The 22,422-nt window shown below is 58.5% G+C and carries 21 protein-coding genes and 1 pseudogene; 3 read left to right on the forward strand and 19 right to left on the reverse strand.

Annotated elements, in window-relative coordinates; translation table 11 throughout:
• Positions 1 to 246: 246 nt before the first annotated feature.
• Complete coding sequence (locus KFO72_RS00965) at positions 247 to 525, forward strand: YitT family protein (protein ID WP_225031168.1); 279 nt, start codon at positions 247 to 249, stop codon at positions 523 to 525.
• A 76-nt stretch (positions 526 to 601) separates the two neighbouring features.
• Here KFO72_RS00965 and KFO72_RS00970 read toward each other — a convergent pair whose 3' ends face one another.
• The 11 genes from KFO72_RS00970 to KFO72_RS01010 all read right to left on the reverse strand — a co-directional run bounded on the left by KFO72_RS00970 (position 602) and on the right by KFO72_RS01010 (position 13,644).
• Positions 602 to 1,909, reverse strand: a complete 1,308-nt coding sequence (locus KFO72_RS00970) for an Nramp family divalent metal transporter (RefSeq protein ID WP_225031223.1) — start codon at positions 1,907 to 1,909, stop codon at positions 602 to 604.
• Positions 1,910 to 1,999: 90 nt separating this feature from the next.
• Positions 2,000 to 3,256, reverse strand: a complete 1,257-nt coding sequence (locus KFO72_RS00975; protein ID WP_225031169.1) for a cupin domain-containing protein — start codon at positions 3,254 to 3,256, stop codon at positions 2,000 to 2,002.
• Between the two features lie 683 nt (positions 3,257 to 3,939).
• A complete protein-coding gene (locus KFO72_RS42190) occupies positions 3,940 to 4,446 on the reverse strand; it encodes a methyl-accepting chemotaxis protein (protein ID WP_318248378.1) in 507 nt (168 codons plus the stop codon).
• Positions 4,356 to 5,597: a methyl-accepting chemotaxis protein gene (locus tag KFO72_RS00980; protein WP_318248383.1), complete on the reverse strand. Its 1,242-nt coding sequence runs from the start codon at positions 5,595 to 5,597 to the stop codon at positions 4,356 to 4,358. Before KFO72_RS00980 ends, KFO72_RS42190 begins: the two co-directional genes overlap by 91 nt.
• Positions 5,557 to 5,817, reverse strand: coding sequence for a hypothetical protein (locus KFO72_RS42195; protein WP_318248379.1), 261 nt, complete (start codon positions 5,815 to 5,817; stop codon positions 5,557 to 5,559). Before KFO72_RS42195 ends, KFO72_RS00980 begins: the two co-directional genes overlap by 41 nt.
• A gap of 836 nt (positions 5,818 to 6,653) precedes the next feature.
• Positions 6,654 to 8,213 (reverse strand): DHA2 family efflux MFS transporter permease subunit, encoded by a 1,560-nt coding sequence (locus KFO72_RS00985; protein ID WP_225031170.1) that lies wholly within the window; start codon positions 8,211 to 8,213, stop codon positions 6,654 to 6,656.
• A gap of 66 nt (positions 8,214 to 8,279) precedes the next feature.
• Positions 8,280 to 9,566 carry an HlyD family efflux transporter periplasmic adaptor subunit gene (locus KFO72_RS00990; RefSeq protein WP_225031171.1) on the reverse strand — a complete coding sequence of 429 codons (1,287 nt, stop codon included), beginning with the start codon at positions 9,564 to 9,566 and terminating at the stop codon, positions 8,280 to 8,282.
• A gap of 34 nt (positions 9,567 to 9,600) precedes the next feature.
• Positions 9,601 to 11,109: an efflux transporter outer membrane subunit gene (locus KFO72_RS00995; protein WP_412101749.1), complete on the reverse strand. Its 1,509-nt coding sequence runs from the start codon at positions 11,107 to 11,109 to the stop codon at positions 9,601 to 9,603.
• Between the two features lie 35 nt (positions 11,110 to 11,144).
• A complete protein-coding gene (locus KFO72_RS01000) occupies positions 11,145 to 11,582 on the reverse strand; it encodes a MarR family winged helix-turn-helix transcriptional regulator (RefSeq protein ID WP_225031173.1) in 438 nt (145 codons plus the stop codon).
• 444 nt (positions 11,583 to 12,026) lie between these two features.
• On the reverse strand, positions 12,027 to 12,203 hold the full coding sequence (locus tag KFO72_RS01005; protein WP_225031174.1) for a hypothetical protein: 177 nt from the start codon (positions 12,201 to 12,203) through the stop codon (positions 12,027 to 12,029).
• Positions 12,204 to 12,729: 526 nt separating this feature from the next.
• Entirely contained in the window at positions 12,730 to 13,644 is a 915-nt protein-coding gene (locus KFO72_RS01010; protein ID WP_225031175.1) for an AraC family transcriptional regulator, read from the reverse strand.
• Between the two features lie 101 nt (positions 13,645 to 13,745).
• Here KFO72_RS01010 and KFO72_RS01015 point away from each other — a divergent pair, with 101 nt between their 5' ends.
• Positions 13,746 to 14,492: an SDR family oxidoreductase gene (locus tag KFO72_RS01015; RefSeq protein ID WP_225031176.1), complete on the forward strand. Its 747-nt coding sequence runs from the start codon at positions 13,746 to 13,748 to the stop codon at positions 14,490 to 14,492.
• Between the two features lie 27 nt (positions 14,493 to 14,519).
• On the opposite strand, the gene KFO72_RS01020 is transcribed toward KFO72_RS01015, so the two are convergent.
• The 8 genes and pseudogenes from KFO72_RS01020 to KFO72_RS01055 all read right to left on the reverse strand — a co-directional run bounded on the left by KFO72_RS01020 (position 14,520) and on the right by KFO72_RS01055 (position 20,684).
• Positions 14,520 to 15,536: a porin gene (locus tag KFO72_RS01020; protein WP_225031224.1), complete on the reverse strand. Its 1,017-nt coding sequence runs from the start codon at positions 15,534 to 15,536 to the stop codon at positions 14,520 to 14,522.
• A gap of 3 nt (positions 15,537 to 15,539) precedes the next feature.
• Positions 15,540 to 15,830, reverse strand: a pseudogene (locus KFO72_RS01025) (isochorismatase family protein); the annotation flags it as partial.
• Entirely contained in the window at positions 15,827 to 16,828 is a 1,002-nt protein-coding gene (locus KFO72_RS01030; protein ID WP_225031177.1) for a ketopantoate reductase family protein, read from the reverse strand. The gene KFO72_RS01030 and the pseudogene KFO72_RS01025, both read right to left, overlap by 4 nt.
• 10 nt (positions 16,829 to 16,838) lie before the next feature.
• Positions 16,839 to 17,558 (reverse strand): RraA family protein, encoded by a 720-nt coding sequence (locus KFO72_RS01035; protein ID WP_318248380.1) that lies wholly within the window; start codon positions 17,556 to 17,558, stop codon positions 16,839 to 16,841.
• Positions 17,545 to 18,018: a VOC family protein gene (locus tag KFO72_RS01040; protein ID WP_225031178.1), complete on the reverse strand. Its 474-nt coding sequence runs from the start codon at positions 18,016 to 18,018 to the stop codon at positions 17,545 to 17,547. Before KFO72_RS01040 ends, KFO72_RS01035 begins: the two co-directional genes overlap by 14 nt.
• Positions 18,019 to 18,077: 59 nt before the next feature.
• Positions 18,078 to 19,034: an NAD(P)-dependent oxidoreductase gene (locus KFO72_RS01045; RefSeq protein WP_225031179.1), complete on the reverse strand. Its 957-nt coding sequence runs from the start codon at positions 19,032 to 19,034 to the stop codon at positions 18,078 to 18,080.
• Between the two features lie 39 nt (positions 19,035 to 19,073).
• Positions 19,074 to 19,379 (reverse strand): DUF1330 domain-containing protein, encoded by a 306-nt coding sequence (locus KFO72_RS01050; RefSeq protein ID WP_225031180.1) that lies wholly within the window; start codon positions 19,377 to 19,379, stop codon positions 19,074 to 19,076.
• 12 nt (positions 19,380 to 19,391) lie between these two features.
• The gene (locus tag KFO72_RS01055; RefSeq protein ID WP_225031181.1) at positions 19,392 to 20,684 is read right to left on the reverse strand and encodes an MFS transporter; all 1,293 of its coding nucleotides are present in this window, start codon (positions 20,682 to 20,684) and stop codon (positions 19,392 to 19,394) included.
• Between the two features lie 552 nt (positions 20,685 to 21,236).
• On the opposite strand from KFO72_RS01055, the gene KFO72_RS01060 reads away from it, so the two are divergent.
• A complete protein-coding gene (locus tag KFO72_RS01060; protein WP_225031182.1) occupies positions 21,237 to 22,418 on the forward strand; it encodes a porin in 1,182 nt (393 codons plus the stop codon).
• Positions 22,419 to 22,422 lie beyond the last annotated feature (4 nt).

Raw genomic sequence — 22,422 nt, forward strand, 5'->3', positions numbered from 1 at the left:
ATAGAGCACGCGACTAATTATGTGACACAGTAAGACTATCAGAACGTCGAAGTTTGTGCGAGGCGCACCGGCAAGAGACAACGGTGCTTGGTCAAAACACGCGGCGCGTTCGATCTAGGAGGGCTCGAACCGACATTGATACGCGAATGATCAGCGTTGTGAAATCTCAATCGGTACAATCCAACTTCTCCGCACCCGCCCGAGAAAGTCGAGTTCCGTCACTCCGTATTCGACGACATTTACGCGATGATCGTCGGCAAGGCGTTTGTCGTAGTCGGATTGGTGCTGCTGAAAACGGCTGGTCTAGTAACGGGTGGGGTGGCAGGTTTTGCACTGCTCGCGTCGTATATTTTCCCGCTTCCAGTCGGCACCATATTCACTCTGGCGAATACACCAGTCATCGCATTCGTAAGCCCTCCGACGTTTGGAAAGTCTGACCATCTGGCCCGACTTACCAATGAGTCTTCTCGTTGCACAGCGGCCTGCGATCGGCATGCTTCTCGGGCGTGCCCGCTAACTCGTTAGCTAGAAGAAAATAACTCGAAACGGAGGGTGTGGCGAAGGTGTGTGACGTCGACGCGGTTGCGACTGCCCGCAATGCTCACATGATCGCTTGCCAAATCAGCACCATGTTGAGCACGACGATGACGATTGCCGCCATTGAAGCAACTATGATCGTGCCACGCTTCACGGCGAATTCTCCCATCACTTGGCGTTTGCCGGACAGAAGCAGTAGCGCGATCATCGGGATTGGCAAAGCCATGCTCAACAGGACCTGGCTCACGATCATTGCGTGCGTCACGTTGCAGCCCAGTGCAACCACGGCGAACGACGGCACGATTGTCACGATTCGTCGCACGGCAACGGGAATGCGCGTGCGCACGAAGCCCTGCATGATGACCTGTCCCGCCATCGTGCCGACCACCGAACTCGATATCCCCGACGCGAGCAATCCAACCAGGAAGATCGCCGCCGCGCCGCCGCCAAGCACGGGAATCAGCGTCTGATAAGCGGCGCCGATATCGCTGATGCCGGGCGCGACATGATGAAAGACGGTCGCGGACATGATCACCATCGCCATGTTGACGAGCGCGGCGGCGCCGAGCGCAAGCATCACTTCGCGGTTGGAGAAGCCGATCAGTTGACGGCGTTCGCCGCTGTTATTGGCCACCACGCGGTTTTGCGTCAGGCCGGAATGCAGATAGAGCGTATGCGGCATGATCGTCGCGCCGACGATGCCGACCGCGAGCGTCAGCGCGCCGCTGTCCTTCAGATGCGGCACGAAGGTATGCGCAATGACGGCGGGCCACGAGGGCGGTGCGATCATCAGCTCGCACAGATAGGTGCCGCCGATCACCGCGACGAGCATCGCGATGATCATTTCGAGCGGACGGAAGCCGCGCTTTTCGAGCGAGAGGATCGCGCACGTCAACGCGGCGACGATGCCCATCGACACCAGCATCGGCAGATGAAACAGCAAGGACAACGCGAGTGCGCCGCCGAGAAATTCCGCGAGATCGGTCGCGATGGCCGCGACCTCCGAAGCGAGCCACATTGCGATGGTGACACGCTGCGGGAAGTGCTCGCGACACAGTTCAGCAAGGTTCTTGCCCGTGACGATGCCGATCCGTGCAGAGAGCGCCTGAAACAGCATCGCAATGAGGCTCGACAGCAGTACGACCCACAACAGACCATAACCGTAATGCGAGCCTGCCTCGATGTTGGTGGCAAAGTTGCCTGGGTCCATGTAACCCACTGACGCGATCAGCGCCGGTCCGACGAACGGCAGAAAAGCGGCGAGCCCTTTGCTTTTTCCTTCAAGCGCGGCACGCACGGAAAGGCCTGTTTTCTGCGTCGCGGTGAGATTCACGGTTGCGACGCTGTTGCTAGAGGTCGGCAAGGGATGCATGTCGAGTGACTCCCGGTTACGTTTTGGCATCTATCGATCAACAGAAACAACAACGCCGGCTGCGAGCGTGCGCACCGGCATGTCGACGACTCATTCCGGCAAAACGTCCGGCCGGTCACGCGGGAACTGCGCGAGCGTTTCAGCGCTGATGTTCAGCGTCTGCATGACCATTTCCGGCGGCGTATGCGTGAGCCAGTCGGACAGCGAAACTTCGGCGAAGTGATCCGCCTTGAAAACTTCCAGGAAGATCAGATCGGTGTCGCCTACGTTTTGCACGTAATGGCCGAGGCCCTTCTTGACATAGCCGATATCTCCCGCGTTGAAGTCGGCGGTTGCGGCCTTCGGCCCCGTGTCGAACACGGTGACGCGTCCCTTGCCCTTGATGTAGTACTGCCATTCGTCCGCGTTCGGATGCCAGTGCAGTTCACGCAGGCCGCCCGGATGGACGGTCACGAGTGCGGCCGCAATGGCTTCGGAGATCTTGAAGTTGCGGCTGTCCGCGATCTGCACCTGACCGCCGCGCGTCTTGCGAACGGGCTGCGAGCCTGCCAGCGAAAACGTCACGGGCAGCGCAGGCGGTCCCTTCTTCGATGCGGCCGCGCGTTGATCCGCTGCCAGCGGGCCCGGCTCCTTGCCCTGAAAAATCCACAGGTTCTCGAGCGGAATGTTCTTGAACGCTTCGACTGGCACGCCGAAGTTTTGCGCGAGGACATCCGGCGGCGTATGCGCGATCCAGTCGGTGAGAAGCAGCGTGTTGAATTCCGACGCCATGCCGGCATCGAATGCGATCAGGAATTCGGTGCCGGTCGGACCCATGCCTTGCAGCGAGTGAGGCAGGCCCGGCGGGAAGTACCAGAGGTCGCCGGCTCTCACGTCCTGCACGGATGGACGGCCCAGTTCGTCAAGCGTCGTGATGCGGCATGTGCCGTCAAGCACGATCGCCCATTCGGCCTGCTGGTGCCAGTGCATTTCACGAATGCCGCCCGGCCCAAGCCGCATGTTGACACCGGAGATGTCCTTCGAGATTGCGAAGTCCGCCTGCGTTACTTCGCGTGCCCAGCCGCCGTTCTGAATGCGCTTGTGTGCATTGTTGAACGACGACCAGAACAGCGGCATACCGTTGACATCGGTCGCAGGTGGATTCTGAAACGACGGAAACTGGCCTGCCAGCGCGTTGCTATGCGGACCGGGATCAGTCAGGCCAAGCGGGTTATTTGCGTTGACCGCGCCTTCGGGCGGGAGGTCGGGATTGCCGAATGTGGCAGCTTTCGCAGTCATAGCGACACCAGCAGCGACAGCAGCCGTAGCTGCATTGATCAGTGCCTTGCGTCGGGACAGATTCGTCATGTTAATCCTCGTTTCGTTGATCAGGGGAACCGGCGACTTGACTGATACAAGCTGTCGATGCAATTGCAACGAGTTGCTTGTAGATTGGAATAACCGCAGTCTGTTTTTCCTCAGCACGAAGCGCGCGATTGAGAAGGAACCCTGACGAGAACAGTAACGAACAATAGAGGACACGCCTATCAGACGTAAGGGAGCTTGGCGGCATCCATCAACATGGGTGTCTTATACGAATGGTTGATTGAGGGATACACGAGGGGCGCGCTGGCAATCCGGGACGGATCACCACTTCGATATTCGACATAAGCGCCGCCTATCACTCCTCGTCATGCTTGCAAGTCATGTCAGGTCTCTCGCTCCTGCAGAAAAGAGTGCGATAGTCGTGAGAGGTAGCGGCGACAGTCAATAACTTCGTACAGATCGTTCGACTCTGTCGAAAGATTGAATTCCGACGTTTTGCTCAAAAATCCAGACACTGCAAAGAGTCTTCAAACGGCTGGAACGATAGATGGTTTGGATGCCAGATCGGGCTGAAAGGTTGAGTTAAATGAGGAATTCCGCGTATCTCTTAACTAGCTGTCGCAACCAAGGCACAGTGACAACGCACAAAGGTCGGCACGCGTCCACGGCGACGTTGATTGCACGAAGACCGGTGCCAGGCATTTGAAGCGTCGAGAACACGAAATTCATTCAAGGCGAAAGGCCGATATCGCATTGCTCAATTGATGGCTCTGATCGTCCAATGAGCGCGATGCCGCGGCTGCTTGTTCGACCAGCGCGGCGTTTTGTTGCGTCACATCGTCCATCTGCGTGATCGCGAGATTGACCTGCGCAATTCCATGACTCTGTTCATGGGAAGCGCCGGCAATTTCTTTCACAATGGTCGCAACCCGGTTTGACGAAAGCATAACCTCGTTCATGGCTTTGCTAGCATTTTGGGCGAGCTCGGAGCTTGAGTGGATACTACGGACGGATGTGTTGACAAGCTCTGCAATCTCTTTCGCGGAACTGGAACAACGTTGCGCAAGGCTTCGAACTTCGTTTGCCACAACTGCGAACCCGCGGCCGTGAGCACCGGCTCGCGCTGATTCGACCGCCGCGTTCAGGGCGAGAATGTTGGTTTGAAACGCGATGCCTTCGATAATGTCGGTGATATCCGCAATCTTCGGCGCCTGTTTCTCAAGCGCCGACATCGTATCGACGACATTATCCACACACCACTACTGCGCTGGGCGGTGTTGGATGCTTCCTGAGCGACCGCGCTAGCTTCAAGTGCACTAGTCGCGTTGCTCTTGACTGCTGCGGTAAGCTCCTCCATGCTGGCGGCAGTTTCTTCAAGCGCTGCGGCTTGCTGCTCGGTTCGGGAAGAAAGGTCTGCATTGCCGGCCGATATTTCGCCGGTTGCCTGGTGAAGGGAATTGCTACTCTCTCGTACGCTAAGGAGCGTCACCTTCAGTTTTCCGAGGAATTCGTTGAAGTTCTGCGCCAGACCTCCGATTTCATCCTTTGTCGTTACTGGTAAGCGCTGCGTGAGGTCGCCATCTCCAGAGGAAATTTCTTTCATGCGTGCGGAGATATCACGAATCGGAGCGGTGAGGGTTCTAGCTCCCACAACGATGAATGTCAGCGCGATAGCTGCGACTAGAATGCCAGCGATAGCCAACTCAGCGCAGAGGCGATCCGCGGACGCAACAATTTCCGAATGCGGGATTAGAGCAATGTATTTCCATCCCTGAATCTGACTTGTGTAGACGATTGCGTTGTATCGCACATCGCTCATTTCTAGCTCAAAGGTGCCATCCGCAACGTCTGCGAGCTTGCGGTAACCGTTCCCGAGGCTCGACAACTGTTTAAACGCGTTCGCCGAATTGTGTGGATCGACGAGCACCGTTCCCGTTCCTTCGATCACCATCATATAGCCGGATTTTCCGAAACGCACCTCGTTGACCATTTTGGCAAAGCCATTGAGTGAAACTCCCATGGCTAGAACACCAACAGTCCTTCCGGCGGGATCATTGATTTTGCGAACAAAGCTGATGATTCTGTCGGCTTTTACCGTCTCGTAGGCCTGTGTGCGTTGGACACCGCTTCCACTTTGCAGCGCGAGGCTATACCAAGGGCGCTCGCGTGGGTCGTAGTGATCGCCGGTTAGTGTCGTTTTCGGCCATTGTACGTAGCCGCCCAGGTTGTCCCAACTGCCACGTACTGCGAATCCGGATGAGTCTCTCCGTACCGCTTCAGGTCGGCGAAAATTTGCCTCTCGATGTCGCCGTTCGTATCGGGCGTCATGGGTCCGGTGTGTGTCAGATAATTTTTTTAGATGAGTCGATCGACTCCAGGTTATGAGACCCCGAAAGGAAAGTCACGTTGTCACGTACGGTATCGAACGTCGCTCTGAGATTCTCATCGGCGCAACGAATCTGCGTTTCGCTGCTAGCGTTGAAATGGTCTATTGTTAGCTGGCGAACGTGCGCACCGGAGAAAATCGTGAGTGCGAGTACAGTGGCGGCCAGTGATAGTGGGGGGATAAAGCTGAGTTTGATTGCAATCGAGCGCTTCGTCATTGCTGACTCTCCGACGTACTACTAATGTCATTGGTTGTTATGTCCCGCATGTACGCGGCAGACGTGAGATCGACGAGTTGGTCAAACCTCTGTGCCTGTCCGCTCATTCGAATCCATAGTGGGGAATGTTCTGGATAACGACAAAGGTTGGGTTGTCCTGAAGACGTCTATCAATGCCGTTTAGTGTTGATGTCGATGCTTTATAGGCATCGCGCTTGCGGAGTCCAGAGCCGGGGCGGAGCAGGGCTCCGTGGGCGGCCAACCGGGCTTGCCGGCACTCGACTCGATCGCTTCAACCAGTGTGCTGATCGCACGAAGCCACCGAACGGATGATCTATACGGCTACCGGGTTTAAGAGGAGGCCCAACGAGGCATCTGCTCGCCGTTCTATCCCGCGTTGGAGGATCTCTAGCCGCTGCATCGGTTGTCCGCGGGATCGTCAGGAATCACTGGTCCACCGCCTCGTCGATTAGCTCGGGCGCGTTCAGTGCGTCACAAGCTTCGACCAGCTCGTCGGAGGGCTCGCATGCGAGCCACCGTCAAGTCTTATCGCAGAGGGCGGCCACGACCGAGCCGCCGACAATGGTGGGAGTGGTTCTTCTCAGACGTGCCCGAGGCCAGATTAAGGGCGTAGTGAATGAAGGTCGAATGGGCAACTGTGTGTCCCGGCCAAAAGCACTCTCGCGGAGTGTGCTGCCGTCGGAAGCGCAGATGTGCAGCGTGTGCACATGCGGCGCCCGCCTCAGCGGGTGAAACTCAACGATACGCTACAGGCAAAAAAAGATACGGCGCCGATACTTGATTCGCGATGTGCTTGCATAGCCGTAGCCGTGCTATTAGTGCGCGCCTGACGTCGCCGCGCTACTGCCACCGCCTTTAGCTGGCTTCGTCAGCCAGATCAGCGGAATGATCACGATGAAGATCATCGACGAGAGCCAGAACATGTCGTTCAGCCCAAGCATCGCCGCTTGCGTGTTCAGTGAGCGCTCGAAGAACGCTACCGCCTGATCGGTGCTGCCGCCGAGCGCTCCGTGGATGTTCGCCAGCGCGTTCGTGTACACCGGATTGTCTATACTGGACTGTTCGGCGAGTTGCGCGTGATGCAGGATCGTGCGGTTGTTCCAGCCCGTCGTGAGCAGCGACGTGCCCACGCCGCCCGCGAAAATGCGCGCGAAGTTCGACAGGCCTGCGGCGGCGGGAATCTTGTCGGCGGGCAAACCGGACAGGATGATGGCCGTCAGCGGCACGAAGAACAGCGCCATCGGAATGCCTTGCAGCAGCGTTGGCAGAATCAGCGTCCACTGGTCGACACCTGTCGTGTAGTGCGAGCGCATCATGAAAACGCCTGCAAAGCCGATGAAGGCGAGCGTCGCGAGAATCCGCGCATCGGTCCTTGGCATGACCTTCGCCATCACGGGCGCGAGCAGCACGGCGAAGATGCCGAGCGGCGCGGTGACGAGACCCGCGTCGACGGAAGGATAGCCGAGATAACCCTGAATCCACTGAGGCAAAATCACGAGGTTCGCGAAGAACACCGCATACGCAACCGAAATCGCAATTGTGCCGCCGCGAAAGTTCCGCCCCGCAAATAGTCGCAAGTCGACGATCGGATTCTTCTCCGTGAATTCCCAGATCAGGAAGAACAGGAAGCTGATGGCCGCGATAATGGTGAGCGTCCAGATCACGGGCGAGTTGAACCAGTCGAGATCCTTGCCCTTGTCGAGCATGATCTGCAGCGTGCCGACCCACGCGGCGAGAGACAGCAGGCCGACCGTGTCGATAGGCAGCTTGCGCGTCGGCGATTCGCGGTCGCGATAGAGCATCCACGTCACGCCCGCTGCGAACAGTCCCACGGGAACGTTGATGTAGAAGATCCACGACCAGCTATAGCTGTCGGTGATCCAGCCGCCGAGCGCAGGGCCCGCGATCGGGCCGACCGTCGCCGTCATCGCCCACAACGACAACGCCGTGGAGCTTTTTTCCTTTGGATACGACGCGAGCAGAATGGCTTGCGACAGCGGCGTGAGCGGTCCCGCCACGAGACCTTGCAGTACGCGCGCGGCGAGCAGCACGATCAGGTTCGGCGCGACGCCGCACAGCCACGACGAAAACACGAACAGCAGGATCGATGCGACGAACAGCTTGATCTGGCCGACGCGTTGCGTGAGCCAGCCCGTCAATGGAATCGCAACGGCGTTGGCCGCCGAAAACAGCGTGATGACCCAGGTGCCTTCATCGACGGATACGCCGAGATTGCCGGAGATGGTCGGAATGGCGACATTCGCGATGGACGAGTCGAGCACGTTCATGAAGGTCGCGAGAGCGACGGCGAGCGTCGCGAGAACCAGCTTGCCGCCCGTGAAAGCCGGCGGTGTGATTTGCGTAGAAGGATTCATGGCGGATTATCTATCTGACCTGTCAGGTAATTGAAGAACCGAAGGCGCTCTGCCTTCGTTTTCTTCCTAGCTGGCGTGTTGGGCCTTGGCGGCGTTGTAACCCGGCTCGCGCTTCACGAGCGACCGCGAATCGGCGTGCGTCGGCATCATGTTTTGCGCGATGATCCGTTCGATCTCGGCATTCGCCTGTGCGCCGTATTCGGCGAACACATCCGTGCGATATGTCGTGTTCACTGCGGAGCCAAGTTGCTGGCCGGTGTCGTTGCGCGTATCCACGTCAACATCCATCGACAGGCCGATACGCAGCGGATGCGCTTGGAGTTCCTTCTGCTCTAGCTGGATGCGTACGGGTAGGCGCTGCACGACCTTGATCCAGTTGCCCGTTGCGTTCTGCGCGGGGAGCGTCGCGAACGCGCTGCCGGTGCCCGCGGAAAAGCCCACCAAGCGCCCGTGATACTGCACCTTGCCACCGTACACGTCCGCTGTCAGGGTGACGGGTTGACCGGTGCGCATGTTGCGCAACTGGCTTTCCTTGTAGTTCGCTTCGACCCAAACGCCGTTGAGCGGTACGATCGCCATCAACGGCGTGCCCGGCGATACGCGCTGGCCGACCTGCACCGAACGCTTCGCGACGTAACCGGTGACAGGCGCGGGCAGCGTGTTACGTGCGTACGCAAGGTATGCAGCGCGGACCTTCGATGCGGCGGCCTGGACGTCCGGGTGTTCCGCAACCGTCGTGCGGTCGGTCAATGCCCGGTTCGCCTCGGCCTGTTGGCTCACGGCATCGAGTGCAGCTTGCGCCGCGGCTACAGCATCGCGTGCATGCGAAATGTCTTCGGCCGATACAGCGCCCGTTCCGGCAACGGCTTGACGGCGGCGCAGATCGTCCTGTGCGCGAGCCAGATCCGATTGCTTCTGCGCGACGTTTGCCGCATAGAAATCGTTGTTCACGTACAGGCTGCTGACTTGCCGCACGGTCTGTCCGAGCTTTGCTTCGGCGTCACCGAGCGCAATCTGGGCATCTGCGTCATCAAGCTTCACAACTGGGTCGCCTTCTTTCACGACCTGCGTGTCGTCCGCATTCACGTCAATCACAGTGCCCGTCACTTGCGGCGTCAATTGCACGAGATTGCCGCTCACATAGGCGTCGTCGGTGGTCTCGTGATAGCGCGCGTAGGTCATGTAATACGCGCCGTATGCAGCCGCCGATACGACGACGGCCGCGCCGAGCAGCGACAGCAGCAGCTTGCGTTTGCGCGTGTTGGGCGCTGCGTTGTCCGCAGCAGGCGTTGCTTCGGGTTTAATGTTCGGCGCTTGCGTCTTCTCGCGCTCGACGGTTTCGATTTCGCTCATTTTGTGTTCTCCAGGATTTCAATTCGGTATGCGCTCAACGTGCGGTGTTGGTAGACGCTTCAGGGGCGGACGCGACATTCGCGGGCTGACTCGCGTTTGATGTGTCAACGAAGCCGCCGCCCAAGGCGGACGCGAGGGCGATCTGCTGATCGCGGCGATCCATGCGCAGATTTGCGACTGCCTGATCGGCGGCGAGCGCGTTCACGTCGGCGTTCAGGACAGTCAACTGGTTCGTAAGTCCCGCCTTGTATTGCACGAGCGCGAGCGTGTCGGCCTGACGCGCGGCGTCCCGTGCAGTCGTTGCATCGACGAGTTGTCCATCCGTCGAGCGCACGCTGGCGAGTTGCGTGGCGACTTCGCTCAATGCCGTGACGAGCGTCTGGTTGTAGGTCGCGACTGCATAGTCAAAATCGGCGTAACGGCCCTTCAGCTGCGCGCGCAGTTCGCCCGCATCGAAAATAGGCAGATGGATCGCAGGACCCGCCGATGCCGTGCGGCTCGCCGCCGTCAGGAAGCGCCCGAAGCCGAACGCATCAAGTCCAATCGCGGCGCTCAGGTTGATGTCAGGATAGAACTCGGCCTTCGCCTCTTTCATGCCGTGCGTCATCGCGTCGACGCGCCAGCGCGCGGCCACGATATCGGGACGGCGGCTCACCAGATCGGCGGGCAGGTTGTCGGGCAGCTTCACTTCGTCGCCGATGCCGAGTGTCGGGCGCGCGATCTGCAGCCCGCGATCCGGGCCCGCACCGAGCAGCGCGGCGATCTGATAGCGCGTAGTGAGAATCTGACCGTCGAGCGAATTGAGCGTCGCACGGCTCGTCGCAAGATTCGCCTGCGCCGTCTTGCGCTCGACTTCCGTGTCGAGTCCCGTCGCGATGCGCCCGGCCGTGATTCTGTCAATCTGTTCTCGCTGCGCGATCTCCTGCTGCGCGATGTCGCGCAACGCATAAAGACGTGCAAGCTGGTTATACGTGCGCGCAATCGAGGTCGTCAGCGTGAGCTTGACGACCTCCGCATCGGCCTGGCTCGCCTGAAGCTGCGAGAGCGCCGTCTTTAGCGCGTCACGATTCTTGCCCCACAGATCTAGATCGTACGAAGCGCTCAGGAGGCCCTGGTTCTCGGTTTGCCACGAACCGCCGTAAGGCGGCGGCACCAGTGCCGTGCTCGAATACTGCTGACGCGTGAGCGAATAGCTCGCGTCGACGCGCGGCATCGTGTCAGCCTTCGCTGTCTCGCTATACGCGGACGCGGATGCGATACGGGCACGCGCCTGTTCGACCGTCGGGCTACCCTTCAACGCTTCGTCGATCAGCGTTTTCAGTTGCGCATCTCCGAACTGATCGGCCCAGTTTGCGGCGGGCCAATGACCCTCTTCAGCAGGGATGCTTTGTTGAGTCGCGTAGTGCTGAGGGTCGGCCATCTTCGCGTCGCTATGGATGCCCCCATAGTTCACGCATGCCGACAGCACGGAAGCGAACATCACCGACACGCCGATCTTGAGCGCGCCGGACATGTGCCGCCTTAAATTTGGTTGATTGTTCATTGTCTGACCTATCAGATAATTATGAAAAAAAGCTTTCAGGCGTCGAGGAGTTTGCACAGCAGACGCCGTAGTTCAACGAATTCTTCCTGCGTGAAGTGTTTGAACCGTGCATTTAGAACATCAGGCGCGATTTCCGTGATCCGCAACGCGACCTCACGGCCCGCCGCCGTCAGTTCGAGATTCACGACGCGGCGGTCATCCCGACTACGCGTGCGCGTCAGCATGCCGAGCGCTTCGAGCTTGTCGAGCGTACGTGTCATCAGGCCCGTATCAACACCGAGATGCCGCGATAGCATGGCCGGCGTCGTATCGGTACCGCGCAGCAGCGACATGAAAATGCCGATGTGGTGTGCACGCACGTTTAGCCCCTTTACAGCGGCATCCATCTGCACGACGAGCAGGTTGCGCACCTTGCCGATCGTAAAACTGACATCGTCGGTCGAGTGAAAATCGTCCTTCGAATAATGCAACATCTCTTACTCCTCGCTATTTGCACGAACAATAATTGACATTGCAGATATTATCAACGCAGCCAACGGCAACTCTTAGTTCCCGTAGGCGCAAAAGTGCATTACCGTCAGACGAATAATTCGCCATCTCGCGCTGGCAAAAGTCAGGGCTGCAGGAGATTAAAAGTGAGGGCGCTCAGATATGAATCAGAGCGGGAGAGGGCGCATTTAGGAGTGTTCGAGCTCCGGAGGTTTTACACGTGCGTTGAGAATGTATAGAGGCAAAGTCGGGGTTCTGGTTTGGTTTTCTTCATCAAAACGAACAACGACGCGGCGCGTCCCCTTTTCCGGAGCGATTGGGGCAACCGATATCGCCGGTAGAGTTTGTATGCAGAGGGACTGGAGTGTTAGCCTAAATTCCTACAGCATGCGGGGCGGAATGTATTCGCTGTTTGTCCTACAAACGGTTTAAATGCCTTCAGCCAATACGGTCATCGGCAAAATAGATTCCGCCATCAGACGGATTTGATGAGGAAAGTACTCCAGCCGCTTCACCGCACTCCGATCACCATTGTCGCAATCAAGACGATCGTGCATCGCATGGCGGCTCCTCGTCTCGAAGTTAGCGAGACGATACGCTTTCATGTGGCGGCTTCCCAGCCTTTTAACGGCTTCCTCCAACAGCTGCTGCCGCATCGCTGGAAACCGACGGCGGTCGTCGGCTATCTCCACCTGTCGCGACGGGTTTGCCGAGCGCTTACGGCACGTCCGGTCTAACCTGCACACAGTCGACCTACCCTGGCCTCGTGATAGTTGACGGTCAACGCTGCATCGCGGATTTTTGGGCAAAATCGGATGACCGTGAATGTCTGGTACTACTGTCGGAACTCCGGCCGACGGACAAATCCCCGAGAGGTTGTGTTGACTTCGACCCGGGAGCTGTCTCCGTGCGGCATACCGACGCGGTAGAAAGAGCGGCGGCGCCAGACCTTGCAAGAACTCGTAACGGACGTTCGTAGCAGCTAATATAACGACTCTGTCGGGGCGAGAATGGTCTTTCACTGAAACGCGTTATCGGTCGAATATGCTCCGCAAGACTACGACCGCCATGTGGTACGTTCAAGGCTCGTTCGTACCTTACTGCAAGTTGAAGCCGCGGGTCGGTGACCCGTCAGACGTCGTCAGCCTGCTGTTCTTCCCGAGCGTATTGGGAAGGTGATCTTCCGACATGCCGAGTGAAAGCGACGCTGAATGTGCTAGCAGAGCTATATCCAACGCGCTGCGCAACTTCTCCGATACGTCCTTCACTACGTCGCAGCATGTCCTTCGCAAGCGCCATGCGCCAGGTGATCAAATATTCCATGGGTGGCAAGCCGACCGGGCGGCTGAAGCGTTCAAAAAAGATGGAACGCGATAACGCTGCTTCCTTAGCGAGTTCAGTCACCGTCCATGCGTATGTGGGTTTTTCGTGCATCCTGCGAATCGCGGTAGCTAGGCGGCAATCGGACAGCCCGTGAACCAGACCCGGTAAAGCGGTTGATTCCGCCGTGGAGCGTAATGCTTCGATAAGCAAAACTTCTAGCAGTCTTGACAGCACGACTTCGCGCGCCGGCCGCTGCTCGCGCGATTCTTCCCGAACGAGTTGAACGAGGGTTGTCAATCGGGCTACGCCGCGCACGTGCACAAGGTCTGGTAGCAACGAGACCAGCAAAGAAGCATCGGGTGAGCCGAAGCTGCAGTGGCCGACCATCATCCGGTAATCGACAGGCCCATTCGGCTCGCCGATTTTAAATTCATTGTTTCCGAGCGCGACGGGTATCGACACTTCGACGCCAGGTGGCGGCGGCAGAAGGCTCGACATCGACACGCTAGAAGCTGCGGGAATGAGCACAAAGTCACCAGAGGCGAGTTCGACCGGTGTGCGTCCGTCGATTGCTATACGGCAACCGCCTTCCAGGATGACGCAGTAAAACGGCTGACCCGTGTCTGGGCGGCTGACGCGCCAATGGCCGGCACCCGCGACCAGCTTGGAAAACCGCGCCCCCGGTCGCAGCAGCGTCACGACCTCCGCCAGTGGATCCGTCATTGCCGGACTCCTGCAAATGAAATTCGGATTATCAATTGTAGAGCGTACGGTATTCGAGGTCTATCGTACGGCATGCATAAACCACCTCACACAAGGTTTCCATGAAAACTGTATTGATCACGGGCTGTTCTTCTGGGTTCGGCCTCGAAATCGCCCGTTACTTTCTGGCTAGCGACTGGCGGGTCGTCGCCACGATGCGAACACCGAGTACCGATGTTCTGCCGCGCTCGGAACACTTGCGGGTAGTGGCGCTCGACGTCACAGATGCCGAGAGCATCCGAAATGCTGTGGACGCGGCTGGCCCGATCGACGTTCTAGTGAACAATGCGGGCTTCGGCGCAGCATCTCCGGCTGAGGTCACCCCGCTTGCAACCGTGCGCGAACTCTTCGAGACCAACACATTCGGCACGATAGCGATGATGCAGGCGGTGATACCGCAGTTTCGTGAGCGTAAGGCTGGCGTCGTCATTAACGTCACGTCGAGCGTGACGTTGAAAGCAGTACCTCTCTTAGCGGCTTACCGCGCCAGCAAGGCCGCGGTAGGCGCATTTACCGAATCGATGGCAATGGAACTCGAGCAGTTTGGTGTGCGCGCTTGCCTGGTGCTTCCGGGACGCGCGCCCGAGACTCGTTTCGGAGAAAACGCGCGCGGCCGCATGCATGGCTTCGACCATGAGGCATACGCGGATTTTGCACAGAAAGTTTTCGCCGGGATGCGCGATCCATCTTCGCCAATCACTCAAGCGCGAGACGTCGCCGAAGCCGTGTGGCGCGCGGCGACAGACGCGTCATCGCCAATCCACATTCCGGCCGGCGCGGATGCCGAAGCATGGGCATCGGGTCACTGACGACGAACTCGACCCCGGACTTCAGGTTTAGAATCCGGTCTGCAACCCGATGCGTGCCAGTGACTGTGAACGGTTGCTGGCCGCCGCGCCGGGTTGAAGCAGTCCATTGATCCAAGCTTGCGTCGTTTGGTAGTCACCGCTTGCGCGCTGATAGACAGCCTCGACGTACGCCATCGTCTGCTTCGAGAAGTGGTACTGCACGGCTGTGGCGGTCTGGTGCGCCCGATTGTTGTTGAGGACCTCGTTTCCCTTCATGTACTGGTAGTCGAGCCCTGCCGACCAGGGGCCGGAGACCGTCCAATAAGCGCCGGCCTTGTAGACATCGATCTTTGCGCCGCTGGCCGTATTCTTCGTATTCGTGTAGAGCAGCATGGAGAGCACGCTACCGAACCGGTAGTGCACGCCGGCTCCGAAATTTCGGACGGCGTCGTGGCCGTCACCTAGTTCGCGATACTTGGCTTCGACGTACGCGACGCCGGCACCCAGCGGGCCGCTATCGTAGTTCATCCCTGCGCTGAAGGTCGAATTGGCGAAAAACGAACCCGCAACGCCTCCGAAGCCATACAGCACGCCAAAACTGAATCCCCTGCGGGAAGAACTCCGATATTTGACCGCGTTCGCCACACGCGTTGCGCCGGCGAGGCGGTCGAAATCGAATGAGCCGGTCGGGTTTTGTGGAATACCTAGCACGCTGAATGGTCCCTGGCGAAAATCATAGAGGCCGCCGAAAAGGAACGCGCTGTCGAAGAGACCGAGCGTTAGCGAATCGAACATGAAGTCGTACTGGTTGCCGAACGTGACGGTGCCAAGCCGCTCATCAGACAGACCTGCATAGGCCGTGCGATTGAAGATCTGGTTCGCGCCCGGAATGGGTGTGCCATTGCCGAGGTCGAACTGCGAGGTAAGGTTGAAGATTACCTTCGTTCCGCCGCCGAGCGCCTCGCTACCGCTGAACGTCAACGTGTTTGGCGCATAGATTCCGCTGTCGAACAGCGTCACCGCGCCACCATGCTGACTGTTCACGTACGTCACTCCGCCGTCCATGCACGCGGCTTCATGTGCCGCGACGGATGTGCCGCCGACCGCGTTGACGACGACATAGACTTCGTAGCCTTTCGTCAGCGCATCTAGTGCGGGAACGTCAGGCATGCTTTCGTCGAGAGCGCCGTCATGATCAACTTCTTGCGGCCGGTTGTTTCGACAGCCTTGTCGACTTCGACGTCTTCCTTTGAGTTGATGCTCGTGAGATCGCAAGGCGTTTAGTCGCCGCGCGTCACGCGCAGTTGCAGGGATAGGCGGTTTGGCCAGGCCCGTCTCCAAGTTGACCGTCAACTTCACGGCTTTTCAGCGATTTGCCGAATAGGGCCTTTTACCAGCGCATGATCGATGAGGCGCACACAACCGCCTATTGTCTCGAGGGTCGGCACTTGCAGGCCGGCGCGGTGCGCGAGTTCGAGCAGAACACCGACAATAGGCTCAACTTCGAGCCGTCGGCCGCTTTCGGTGTCCTGCAGCATCGATGTCTTGTGCATGCGGCTACTGCTCGCACGCTTCAACGCTGCCTCGGCATCGATCAAGCCACGCACACCGTAATGGATTGCAACTTCCGTTGCTTCTGAGAGGATTGCTCGCGCGAGCCTTTCGCCCGCTTCGATGTCAAGGACTTCGCCGAAGCCGAGATGAGAAATGGCACCTAGTGGGTTAAACGCGACATTCACCAGCAATTTACGCCATTTCTCGATCCTGATATCGGCCACTTCGATCGCGGGTAGACCCGCGGACTGCAGCAACGACACGACCGGTTTCGCGACGCCGGAGTTTGCGACTACATCTCCAAACGCAAAGCTATCCGCGGGCAGCACAGTCTCGACAAGCGTGCCGTCGGCAAGCACCGTCAACCCTTTGGTCACGACACCCCCCGCGATCTGCGCGATGGGCAGTGCACTTTCTGCGATGCCGCCCGGATCAACCGATGCGAGACGTGCTTCAGCTCCGGCAACACGCAGGAATTGCCAATAGGGAAGGCCGTTTTGCGGCAACACGATAATGCCGTCGCGCGCGTGCGCGGAGAACTGCTGAGCCGCACGTGGCAAGTCGTGCGCCTTCACGGCGAAAATGATCACGTCCCAGCCTACCGGACCCGGCGGCGAGAGCGCGCAATTCACCTTGACGCGACGAATGCGCATGTCTTCACGCGTTGCAATGTCGATGCCCGATTCGGCCGTGCGCCGAAATGCCGGGCCTAGTCCGTGCAGCGTCACGTCCGCCCCCGCTTCACTCAACTTGCAAGCGAGATAACAACCGATGGCACCGGCGCCGATGATGAGTGTACGCAAGTCGATCTCCTCAACCTATATAACCGCGCTCGCGCATCGCCTGGTCGATCCACGTCAAGTCATAGTCGTGCGCGGCGATCTGTTCGACAATCCTCATTTCGCGCTCCTTGATGCGCTGCGCGGCCGAGAGCATCGAGTCGACGTCCGCCTGCGGCACTATGACGACGCCATTGGCGTCGCCGACGACAAGGTCTCCGGGTGCGACCGGCATGCTGCCCAGCGCGACCGGCACATTGAATTCGCCAGGACCGTCGCGGTAAGGCCCGCGATAGGTGTATCCGCAAGCGAACACCGGAAACTCGGATGTCGAAACAATATCGATGTCACGGATCGCGCCGTGCACCACGATGCCCGCAATGCCGCGAGAGGCCGCCAGGGTCGTCATAATCTCGCCGACGATCGCCTGTTCGAGCACGCCGCCCGCGTCGATCACGATCACGTCGTTCGGCCTCGCGACGGTTATGGCCTTATATGCGAACAAATTGTCGCCCGGTGGGACGCGCACGGTTAGCGCTCGCCCGACCATCGGACGGGTTACGCGGTGCATCGGTTTGAGGGCGACGCAGGCGGGCATGATCTTGCCCATCGCATCGGACAAATTGGGTGTGGGAAGCGCGGCGGCTTGCTTCAGCGCGTCGTCTGATACGACGGAATGTGCCGAATGGATCCGACAACCGGGATGGGATGGCGAGGTCATAGCAGAATTGGATGTAACGTCAGTCCTGGACATATTGATAGGAAAATTTGCTCGCGTCGACTTCAGGCGTCAGGCCGGCGGCTTCGCTTGCGGGAAAATTAAGCTCCACCTTGACGCCATTGGGATCGAAGAGAAACAACTGATATAGCCCTTGATCATCCACGCGTCGTTGGCGAAACTCGATGTGCTTCTCAGTGAGCCGGCCGATCGTGTCCTGAAGACCATCGCAGCGGAATCCTACGTGATCAATCACGCCGGTACCGTGTGTGGCCTGTGACGTTTGAGCGAGGTACACCTTGCGGTTTTCCGTCGTTTTATTTCCGCCGTGCGTAATGTGCAGCACGTCACGCTCGCCTATATACATCCACTGGACAGGAAAGCCGAAGTTCGGAGTAGGCCCTGGAACGAGACCTAGGATCTCCTGGTACCACCGCACTGTTCCCGGAAAATCAACGGTCTGGACAAGATAGTGTTCAAGATGCTGCAATGGCATTTTGTTCGCCTCCGGCAACACAGATTAACGAGGTCGACATGGGCACCCACGCGACTGTCTTATGATCCGCCCCGTCTGGCGCCTTCACATCGCGCTTCTTCTTGTTTTGGTAACTCTTCCGACGATGAGGGCGCGCCTTCCTGCTCTCGGAGCCCGGCGAGCGTTTCGAGCACCATTGCAACGGCTGCGGTGTCCAGCTCGCCGTGCCCAAGTCCTTGTGCCGCGAGATAAAGCTGCGCGCAAATGTTGAACAGCGGCGTAGGGGAACCCGTTCTCACGGCGAACGTACCGATGATGTCGAGATCCTTTTGATAGGTCGAAATGCGCATCCCAGGCGCATAGCGCTGCTCGATCACCATAGGGCCGCGTATCTGGAACATTTTCGACGTCGCAGCGCTGTCCTTCAGCGCGTCGAAAACCAGATGCAGGTCGATCCCAGCTTTCCTCGCAAGTGTGAGTGCTTCCGCTGTTGCCGCGTTATGAATCGTCACGAGATGATTGGCGATGAACTTGAGCTTGCTGCCGCTTCCAAAGTCACCCGCGAGGATTACCTGTCGCGCGATTGCATCCAGAACTGGTCTAACAAGATCCAGCGCTGCCACGTCACCACTGGCGAACACGGTAAGGTCTCCGCTCGCGGCCTGACTGCCGGTGCCGCTTACAGGGCAATCAAGCATCGTTATACCTTTGTCGGCGAGGTTAGTCCGCGCGAACTCCTTGTCCTCGAGGCCTAGTGTGCTGACGTCGATGAGGATGCATCCGTTCAAGGCTTCGCCCGTGAGTTCATCGGAGACAGCATGCAGGGCCGAGGCGCTGGGTAGCGAGGTCAACACTATAGGAACGCCCTGGATCGCCGATCGTAGCGAAGTTGCTGCACGACCGCCGCGAGAGACGAAGCGAGCACGCGCGGCATCGCTCAAGTCGAACCCCTGCACGTCGAAGCCCTTTTCAAGCAGGTTCTTCGCCATCTCGCCGCCCATGACGCCAAGACCGACGACTGCAATCATGTTTTCCATCGCTTCATCCCATTGATGTTGACAAATGCCACGCATCGCTCAGCGCACGGTGGCATCACCACCTTCGATAATGACGTTTTCCACTTCGCCCGCGCCGTTCCGGCGGTATTCCGCGGCATGTTGGTATTCTTTAGAGTTAAAGCAACGCAGCGCATCTTCCATGGTCGGGAATTCAATCACGACGAAGCGGTGAAAAGTCTCGGGTCCCTCCATGATCTGGAATTTCCCACCGCGCGCGAGCACGTTGCCGTGATGCTTTGCGATGATCTCTGGAACGAGATCTGTGTACTTCTTGTATTCGACAGGATCGATGATTCGCGAACGGGCAACCCAGTATGCAGACATGAATAGGATCCTTCATTTGTATCCAGTGGTACTTTTGCAACCCACGATGCGTGCGCCAGTCCCTTCTCGCGAGAGTTGCGGGCGGTAAGCGAGCAGAAGCAGGAAAGCGAACAGCGGCGGCACCGTCAGCATGAGCGTCGCGCCCGGCGACCAACCGAAATGTTCGACAAGATGTCCAAACGAGTAGCCGGCCGCCATTCCGGGGATGTAGAAAAAGGGCAGGCCGATCGAAACGGCATGGCTCACGTCCTTCGCGGGCACGTTGCGCTGCAAAACCGAAATGAAGCGTGGATACAGATAACCCGATACCAGCATACCGAACGCAAAGGAGAGCCCGCCCTGGAGGAACGGAGAAGTAGGACCATGGAAGAGAAGATGTCCGGTTGCTGCAAGCAACAGTGTCGCGACCAGCATACCAGGCGTGCGCAGCCTGTCCCCGAGCCAGCCTCCGACAATCCCGAACAGGGATCCGATGCCGTACATGCCGAGTGTTGCACCCGCGGCGGGGATCGTGTAGTGCAACTGGGTGTGTAGAAACACCGCATAAAGCGCCGTGAACGAAAAGAACGATATGCCCAACAACGCGAACGCCAGTGCGACGATGACAAGATTGCGGTTGAGGATGCGTACGGGTTCGCCGACTTCAACGTTCGGCACGTCAGTCACGCCTTCGAGATCACGTGCCTCGCTGAAGTGCTTCGGCACGAAGAGCAGCACCAGCAGGGCCGCAACCGCACCTGCAACACCGTAGGCATAGAACGGCGTGTGCCACGAACCGGTCATTGCAAAAAGCAACGTCCCCAGCACTGGTCCCAGATAAGCCCCGACACCAAACGACGCGTTGATTACGCCCATGGCTGCGCCCCGCCGGGCACCAAAATAGGCACCGACACACGAGAAAATTGCGCAGATATGCAGCGCCTCGCCAGCGCCGGTGAGAGCGCGGTAAACCGCGAGGCCGACGAAGTCGTTCGAGAAAGGCGTGAGAAAAGTGAACAGGGAGTACGCGAGCAATCCTCCGACCAAGGTGGACCGGCGGCCGAAGCGCTTCATGCACCATCCGCTGAATGCGCCGAACAAGGCAATGTTGAAGGCGAACGCTGTGCTGAGAAAGCCTCCTTCGGCAAGAGTCAGATGATAGTCGGCGTTGATCTGGCCTAACAGTGCCGGCAGCATTTGCCGATCCATACCGTTAAACAGATAAGAGACGCTGAGAATCAAAAGGATGAAAGCGAGGGCCGGACGGCTCAACGTATCGTCGGGTGTAACGGCGCTGTGCTTCGATTGGGTGATCGTGTCCGACATGTCGTCTCCGTTATTGGTCGCCATGCTGTGCCTGTCCCGATGGCTGATCGATGTCTGATTGTAGGCAGGCCAGAAGCGGTGGATGCTCCAAACTTCGGGACTTTTTGTCTGTTTCTGCACTTCGGGGCAGTTGTTTAGCTCGCAGCGCCATCTGAGTAATGGTGCGTCGGGACCGACGTCACCCTCCAATACATTGTCGGCAGGCGAGCCTCGTGGCGCTAGATGCGTGCGCGAATTCGCAATGGACGAAGCGTCGGCGGCACCGCTATCGGTTGTCCGGAGAATCGTCAGATGCGCGACTGGCCCACGATGCGAACGGGCAAGAGCGGACAGCTACGCGGCAGAAGATCTGCATCATTCGGGTCCACATAGTCACGGGTAGGACAAAACGCACGGACGCGGTGAAGGCGAAAAATGCTCGCTCAATGTGCAAGAACGGCACAAAGAAGCGAAAGAAGCGGTCACCGAAAGCAGATGGCGTCTCTAGACTTCCTGCTCAGGATAACAAGGCGGCAGCGGATTCCGTGTCGGCCTGCCGTACAGGAGACGAGCATGAAAAGTCTGGCGCCGGTCGTCATCATGGCGGCGAGCACTTTGCCGTATGCGGCTCATGCACAGAGCAGCGTAACATTGTATGGGGTTATCGACGAGGGCATCAACTACAACAGCAATTCAGGGGGCCATCCGTCCTACGCAATGCAGTCGGGCGTTGCTCAAGGAAATCGCTTTGGATTGCGCGGCACGGAAGGCCTTGGCGCCGGATGGCGATCTATTTTCGTGCTTGAGAACGGATTCGACGTGAGCAACGGCAAACTCGCGCAGGGCGGACTGTTATTTGGCCGGCAAGCTTATGCCGGCGTGTCGAATCCGTTTCTCACGGTGACGGTCGGCCGGCAATACGACATCCAGGCCGACTTCATCGGGCCCTTCGCTGCGTCGCGCCAATGGGCTGGCAACATCGGTGCTCACCCCGGAGATATAGATAACTTCATCAACACGGTCCGCACCAATAATTCCATCAAGGTAGTCAGCGCGTCGGTGGGCGGACTGATAGTCGGAGGCATGTATAGCCTTGGCGGCGTGGCCGGGGATCCGACGCGCAACCAGTCGTGGTCTGTCGGCGCAACGTATGCGAACGGCCCGTTCTCCGCCGGCGCGGGCTACCTCAACGTGCGCGATCCAAATGTCAGTTATTTTGGCAATGCGACTTCGGGGAATGCGTCCGCAACAATCGCAAACTCACCGTATCCGGTATATAGCGGATACCTCTCTGCGCACTCGTTTCAAGTGGCTAGCGCCGGGCTTACGTATAAGTTAGGCCGCGCAACGGCCAGTATGGTCTACTCGAATGCCACGTTCATTGGGCTCGGTGACTTGTCAGCCGGTCCGAACCCGCACGGCTACACGGGCAGCGTGCATTTCAATACGGCAGAGGCGAGCCTTAGTTTTTTGATTGATCCTCAGGTGCTCCTCGGCGCAGCATTCGCCTATACGGCGGGTAGCGGCGTGTCGGGCACGGACGGACACAGCGGTGCACGCTACAAAAGCGGTTCGATCGGCGCGCAGTATTTCCTTTCCAAGCGTACTAGCGTCTATGTGCTGGGCGTCTATCAGGCGGCTTCGGGTGTGGATTCGCTCAACCAGTCCGCGCGTGCGTCTATTAACAACCAGCCATCTGCGTCGACGAGTGATAGACAAGCTGTCATACGTATCGCGATGTCGCATAAGTTCTGATCGG

The sequence above is a fragment of the Paraburkholderia sp. XV genome (assembly GCF_020177535.1).
GTDB classification, from domain to species: Bacteria; Pseudomonadota; Gammaproteobacteria; order Burkholderiales; family Burkholderiaceae; genus Paraburkholderia; species Paraburkholderia caribensis.